Below are 1,976 nucleotides of genomic sequence, written 5' to 3'. Positions count from 1 at the left end.
ACCACCGGATTCCACCGGGCGGTCGTCGACGGGGCCACCTACGTGTACCCCGACGCCGTCCTGCCCTACGTCAGCGCCGGGACGCTCGACAAGCAGCTGTTCAACGTGACCCGGCTGATCGCCGACGGTTACGACGACGCGCACTCCTCCCGGCTGCCGCTCATCGTGAGCTACACCGACGCCGCGGCCACGTCCCGGACCCTGCCGAAGATTGCGGGCTCCAGCGACGTGCACCGGCTGGACAGCATCCAGGGCGCGGCCCTCGCGCAGAACCGCAAGCAGGCTCCGGCGTTCTGGTCGGCCCTGACCGGCGGCGCCGGTGCGGCGGCCCGGTCCGCGAAGCCCGCCTTCGCGGGCGGCGTCGCCAAGGTCTGGCTCGACGGCAAGGTGAAGGCCGATCTGGCCGACTCGACCGCCCAGATCGGCGCGGACAAGGTCTGGGCGGAGGGCAACACCGGCGAGGGCGTCAAGGTCGCGGTGCTCGACACCGGAGTCGACGCCGAACACCCCGACCTCGTCGACCGGATCGACACCAGCGCCAGCTTCATCCCGGACGAGCAGGACACCCTCGACTACCAGGGCCACGGCACCCACGTCGCCTCGACGATCGCCGGCACCGGCAGCGCCTCCGACGGCAAGGAGCGGGGCGTCGCCCCCGGCGTCCGCCTGGACATCGGCAAGGTGCTCAACAGCGAGGGCAGCGGCCAGGAGTCCTGGATCATCGCGGGCATGGAATGGGCCGCCCGGGACCAGAAGGCCAGGATCATCAGCATGAGCCTGGGCGGCGGCGGTGACCACACCGACCCCATGAGCCAGGCGGTCGACCGGCTCAGCCGCGAGACCGGCGCGCTGTTCGTCATCGCGGCGGGCAACAGCGGCCCGCACACCATCGGCAGCCCGGGTGCCGCGGACTCCGCGCTGACCGTCGGCGCCGTGGACTCCGCGGACCACCTCGCCGACTTCTCCAGCACCGGCCCGCGTGACGGCGACGCCGGGCTGAAGCCGGAGATCACCGCGCCCGGCGTCGACATCCTGGCGGCCCGCTCCCACTACAAGCGGGGCTCGGGCTACTACACCACGATGAGCGGCACCTCGATGGCGACCCCGCACGTCGCCGGCGCCGCTGCTCTGCTGGCCGCCGCCCACCCGGACTGGACCGGCCCGCAGTTGAAGGAGGCGCTGGTCAGCAGCGCCAAGGCCACCCCCGCGTACTCCCCGTACGAGGCCGGTGCCGGCCGGCTGGACGCGCCGGCGGCCGTCCACACCTCGGTCTTCGCGACCGTCAGCGCCTTCTCCGGCTTCCACGCCTGGCCGCAGAAGCCGGGTGAGACCGACGTCCAGAAGGTGACCTACACCAACACCGGCGACGCGCCGGTCGGTCTGGACCTGGCGATCGACTCGAAGGCCCCGGCAGGGCTGTTCACCCTCTCCGAGGACAAGGTCACCGTCCCGGCGCACGGCACGGCCTCGGTCTCCCTGACCGCGGACCTGGACCGGCTGCCGCTCGACCAGTCGATCAGCGGCATGATCACCGGCACGGACGGCACCGGCACGGTCCGGGCCAAGACGCTGATCGGCGCCGCCAAGGAAGGCCGGCGGCAGACCCTGACCATCACCGCCAAGGACCGGTCGGGCAAGCCGCTGGCCGGCCGGGTCATGCTGACCGCCGAGGGCCTCTTCACGACGATCGACCTCGACGCGTCCGGCACCGGCACCGCGCGGCTGCCCGTCGGCACCTACAGCGGCTGGCTCACCGCGGACGTGCGGGGCGCCAACGGCCCGCACTCCCTGGGCATGGCACTGCTCGCCTTCAACGACGTGCAGCTGGACCAGGACCGGTCCGTCACCCTCGACGGCCGCAAGATGCGTCAGATCCTGGCGCGTGCCCCGCAGCAGACCACCGCCGTCGCACCGCGCCTGGACGTCCACCGGTCCTTCGGTGACAGCCTGGTCGAGTCGTCCATGCTGCCCAACGA

The 1,976-nt window shown here is 72.4% G+C and carries 1 protein-coding gene; it reads left to right on the top strand.

The annotated features are described in order from the left end of the window. Positions 1 to 1,976, top strand: a 1,976-nt coding sequence (locus PV350_RS46380; RefSeq protein WP_500339285.1) for a S8 family serine peptidase, incomplete at both ends; no start/stop codon positions are given.

The sequence above is a fragment of the Streptomyces sp. PA03-6a genome, from assembly GCF_033792765.1.
In the GTDB taxonomy this organism is placed as follows: Bacteria; Actinomycetota; Actinomycetes; order Streptomycetales; family Streptomycetaceae; genus Actinacidiphila.
This window is presented reverse-complemented; position numbering and strand designations above follow the sequence as displayed.